Below are 4,606 nucleotides of genomic sequence, written 5' to 3'. Positions count from 1 at the left end.
CGCTGTGGTCCTGCACGACGAGGGCCGCCGGCAGCTGCTTCGGGTCGTTGTTGATCGCGAAGCCGAACAGCACGAGCTGCATGATCGGCACGATCACCATCATCCCGAAGGTCAGCCGGTCGCGGCGCACCTGGCGCAACTCCTTCACCAGGATGGCGATGAAGCGATGCCAGCTCATGGCTTGTCGGCCGCGAAGTTGTCCTTCGCGTCCTGCATCAGCGCGATGAAGACATCCTCGAGGCTGGGCTCGATCGCGCTCGCCTTCAGGTCGGAGCGGCCGAGCGTGCCGAGCGCGTCGCGGATCGCCTGCTCGCTGTCGCCGCTGACGTGCAGCGTGGTGCCGAACGGCGCCACCGTGCGGATGCCGGGCGCGTCGCGCAGCCGGTGGCCGACCGCCACCAGGTCCGGGCCGGCCACCGCCCAGGTCACGAGCTTCGCGCTCGCGATCACCTGCTGCACCGTGCCCTGCGTCAGCAGCTTGCCGTAGGCGATGTACGCGAGCTCGTGGCAGCGCTCGGCCTCGTCCATGTAGTGGGTCGACACCAGCACCGTCAGCCCGGCCGCGGCCAGGTCGTGGATCTGGTCCCAGAAGTCGCGCCGCGCCGCCGGGTCGACGCCGGCGGTCGGTTCGTCGAGCAGCAGCAGCTGCGGCGCGTGGATCAGGCAGGCGGCAAGTGCCAGGCGCTGCTTCCAGCCGCCCGACAGCGAGCCGGCGAGCTGCGTGCGGCGCGTCTGCAGCCCGAGCTGGCCGAGCGTCGCGGTGACCTTGGCGCGCCGGTCAGGCACGGCATACACGCGGGCGATGAAATCGAGGTTCTCCTCGATGCTCAGGTCTTCGTAGAGCCCGAAGCGCTGCGTCATGTAGCCGACCTGCCGCTTGATCTGGCGCGCCTGCGTGCGGATGTCGTGGCCCATGCAGGTGCCGCCGCCGTCGTCCGGCGTCAGCAGGCCGCACAGCATGCGAATCGTTGTTGTCTTGCCGCTGCCGTTCGGACCGAGGAAGCCGTGGATGCGGCCCTTCTCGACCCGCAGGTCGACGTGGTCGACGACGGTGCGGCCGCCGTAGCGCTTGGTCAGGCCGTGCACGTCGATGAGGGCGGTGCTCATGATTTCGCGCCGAGCCGCACCTGCAGCGGCTGGCCGGGACGCAGGCGGCGCGCCTCGGCGGGCTCGGGCCGGGCCTCGACCATGAACACCAGCGCCGCGCGGTTCTCGCGGCTGTAGATCAGCGGCGACGTGAACTCCGCCTCGCGCGCGATGAAGCTCAGCCGGGCGGGAATCGGCGCGCCGCAGCCGTCGCAGCCCAGGCTGACCGGCTGGCCGAGGGCCAGGCTGCCCAGCACCGCCTCGGGCACGAAGAAGCGCGCCTTGATGTTGCCGGGCGGCAGCAGCGTCAGCACCGGGCCGCCGAGCGGCACGTACTCGCCTTCGCGGTACAGCACGTCGATCACGTCGGCGGCAGCCGGCACGCGCTGGGTCTTCTGCGCGACGCGCCATTCGGCCTGCGCGAGCAGCGCCTGCGCGGCCTTCGCCTCCTGCTCGGCGGCGGCGATCTCGGCGCTGCGCGCGCCGAGGTTCGCGACGCGCAGCTGCGCCGCCAGTTCGTTGACGTGCGCCTGGTCGCTCGCCACCTTGCTGCGCGCCTGGTCCAGCGTGGCCGGCGAGTTGAACTGCTCGGCCACCAGCTTCATGGTGCGCGCGAGCTCGGCATTCGACAGCGCGAGCGCCGCCTGCGCCTGCGCGAGCTGGGCGCGCACTGCGGCGAGCTCGTCGGGGCGCTTGCCGGTGCGCAGGTTGGCGAGCTGCTGCTGCGCGGCGCGCAGGCGGGACTCGGCCTCCTCGCGCGCGGCGCGTTCGCTCTCCTGCTCCAGCACGAAGGCCGGGGCGGCGGCGGCGGCCTGGTCGCCGCGCTGCAGGTGCAGCTTGGCCAGCGTGCCGGCGACCGGCGCCGACAGCCGCACGTAGTCGCCTTCCGCATAGCCGGCATAGCCTTCGGGGGCGGGCTGGCTGCAGGCCGACAACAGCGCGGTGAGCAGGATCGGCAGGGCGGTTCGCATCATGGGGCGTCTCCAGGTGAGGGCTGCCAGGCGCGCAGTGCGGCATCGATGCGCGCCTCGATCGCTTCGTCGGACAGCAGGTGCTCGTCGATCAGCGCGCCGGCCCCGGGTGGACCGCCCGCGCCCTGCATCGCGGTGCCGATCAGGATCGGCGACGCGACACCCGCCGCGATGAAGGCCAGCACCTGCGGCGGCGGTGCGGCGCGGAACTCGCCGCGCTGCTGGGCCTGGGCAATCAGCGCGCCGACGATGCCGATGTGGCGCGGCAGGTTGGCCAGCAGGAACTCGCGCGCGGCCGCCTCGCCGGCCATCGCGTCGGCCAGGATGCGCACCAGCAGGTGCCGGTGCGCGCGCCCGAAATGCGCCAGCACGCGCACCGCGCCACGCAGGTTGTGCAGCGGCGTGGCGGCGGCATCGACCTCGAGCGTCAGCGCGGAGAACATCGCCTCGTAGGTGCGTTGCAGCACCGCACGGATGAAGTTGTCCTTGCTCTTGAAGTGGTAGTGAAACATGCCCAGGTTGACGCCCGCATGCTCGGTGAGCCGGCGCACCGACAGCCCGGCGCAGCCGGTCAGCGGCAGCAGTTCGAGGCCGGCATCGAGCAGGCGCTGGTCGACGTTCTGGGAGGGGCGGGGCATGGCGTAACTATACGAACGTCCAATAACTCCCGGGAGATGCTGAAACAAAAGAAAAAGGGCCCCGCAGGGCCCTTCCATATTCAAGCCACGGTTGCCTCAACCTGCCAATGGCAGCGTGATCTCGTCGATCTTCGCCAGCACCTCCGGCGTCAGCTTAGGCGTCAACGCCAGCGCGCCCAGGTTGTCCTGCAGCTGCGACAGCTTCGACGCGCCGAGGATCACCGTGCTGACGCGCGGATTGCGGTTCACCCAGGCGACAGCCAGCTGCGCGACGTTGCCGCCCAGGTCGCGGGCGATCGGCTCCAGCTTCGCCACCGCCGCGTTCTTGTCCGCATCGGTCAGCCCCTTCAGCAGGAAGCCCATGCCCTCCAGCGCGCCGCGGCTGCCCTGCGGCACGCCGCTGCGGTACTTGCCGGTCAGCAGGCCGCTGGCCAGCGGGCTCCAGGTCGTCAGGCCGAGGCCGATGTCGTCATACAACCGCGCGTACTCCTGCTCGACGCGCTGGCGGTGGAACAGGTGGTACTGCGGCTGCTCCATCACCGGCTTGTGCAGGTGGTGGCGCTCGGCGATGTCGTAAGCCGCGCGGATCTCGGCGGCGCTCCACTCGCTGGTGCCCCAGTACAAGGCCTTGCCGCGGGTGATCATGTCGCTCATCGCCCAGACCGTCTCCTCGATCGGCGTGTGCGGGTCGGGGCGGTGGCAGTACACCAGGTCGATGTGCTCCAGCTGCATGCGCTTGAGCGAGCCGTCGATCGCCTGCGTCAGGTACTTGCGGTTCAGCGTGTCGCGCCGGTTGACGGTGTTGCCCTCGCGGTCCAGGCCCCAGAAGAACTTGGTCGACACGACGAAGTTCAGGCGCGGCCACTTCAGCTGCCGGAACGCCTCGCCCATCACCACCTCGCTCTGGCCGGCGGCGTAAGCCTCGGCGTTGTCGAAGAAATTGACGCCGGCATCGAAGGCCGYGGCGAGCATTTCCTTGGCCGAACCGGTGTCCACCTGGTTGTGGTATGTGACCCACGAGCCCAGCGACAGCTCGCTGACTTGCAGGCCGCTGCGGCCCAATCGACGGTATTTCATCGCTACACCTCGTTAAGAAGTGCGGCATCTTAGCCACAGCCCCGCGGTCGATTCGCCTACCGTCCGCGAGCCCCCACGGCCGAGTGCGGGTACTCTCGTGGGTCCTCTTTGCGGGCGGAGCGCTTCGCGTTACCGTCGCGACCGTGACCAAGATGCTCAGACACTGCTCCCTCCTGCTGCCGCTGGCGCTGTGCGCGCTCGGCGGCCCGTCCGYGGCCCAGGCCGCCACCCGCAGCACCAGCGGCTTCGCCTCGTTCAGCACCTGGCTGATGCTGCCCTTCCTCGTCGCGTTCGCGGTCGCCGGCCACATCTTCATCGGCCGCGGCGCGAAAGCGCTGGCCGCCTCGTTCCAGCCGCTGGCGAGCGGCGAGCTCGAACTCGCCGGCTACGAGCGCAACGTCTACGGCACCTCCGACCGCGCGATGCTCGAGGTGGTGGCCGTGCCCATCGTCGCGGGCCTCGTGATCTGGCTGGGCGTGGGGCTCTCGTTCGGCTGGCTGATCACGCTGGGCGTCTTCGGCGTGCTCGGCGCGGTCGTGTTCGACATGGCGCGCTGGGAGCGCGTCAGCGTCAGCGCGAGCTACGTCTGGTTCCAGCGCGGTTTCGCCGGCAAGGTGCACCAGGTGGCGATCGAGAACATCCGCGACGTGAGCGTCGTCGAGGAAGACGGCCTGCTTCCGACGCTGCGCCACCTGAACCGCGGCAACCGGGTCTGCCGCCTGCTGATGCGCATGACCGACAAACGAGCGGTGGCGCTGCCCAAGACCGACGCCGAGACGCAGCTCGACGCGGTGGAAAACGCCGCCAACCAGGTGCGCTGGCGCCTGCAGGCGC

Annotated in this window: 5 protein-coding genes; 1 reads left to right on the top strand and 4 read right to left on the bottom strand. The window is 70.3% G+C overall.

Annotated features, from left to right (window positions below):
- Positions 1-174: 174 nt before the first annotated feature.
- The 4 genes from AC1D01_RS21835 to AC1D01_RS21820 all read right to left on the bottom strand — a co-directional run bounded on the left by AC1D01_RS21835 (position 175) and on the right by AC1D01_RS21820 (position 3,772).
- A complete protein-coding gene (locus AC1D01_RS21835) occupies positions 175-1,107 on the bottom strand; it encodes an ABC transporter ATP-binding protein (RefSeq protein WP_477870007.1) in 933 nt (310 codons plus the stop codon).
- Positions 1,104-2,060, bottom strand: a complete 957-nt coding sequence (locus AC1D01_RS21830; protein WP_477870005.1) for an HlyD family secretion protein — start codon at positions 2,058-2,060, stop codon at positions 1,104-1,106. Before AC1D01_RS21830 ends, AC1D01_RS21835 begins: the two co-directional genes overlap by 4 nt.
- Positions 2,057-2,695 carry a TetR/AcrR family transcriptional regulator gene (locus AC1D01_RS21825; RefSeq protein WP_477870003.1) on the bottom strand — a complete coding sequence of 213 codons (639 nt, stop codon included), beginning with the start codon at positions 2,693-2,695 and terminating at the stop codon, positions 2,057-2,059. Before AC1D01_RS21825 ends, AC1D01_RS21830 begins: the two co-directional genes overlap by 4 nt.
- Before the next feature lie 96 nt (positions 2,696-2,791).
- A complete protein-coding gene (locus AC1D01_RS21820; RefSeq protein ID WP_477870001.1) occupies positions 2,792-3,772 on the bottom strand; it encodes a potassium channel beta subunit family protein in 981 nt (326 codons plus the stop codon).
- Between the two features lie 143 nt (positions 3,773-3,915).
- On the opposite strand from AC1D01_RS21820, the gene AC1D01_RS21815 reads away from it, so the two are divergent.
- On the top strand, positions 3,916-4,606 hold a 691-nt coding region (locus AC1D01_RS21815), incomplete at its 3' end, for a hypothetical protein (protein WP_477869999.1).

Source organism: Rhizobacter sp. P3_B12, assembly GCF_056402895.1.
Note: the sequence above shows the minus strand (reverse complement) of the source record. Positions and strands in the feature narration are given on the sequence as shown.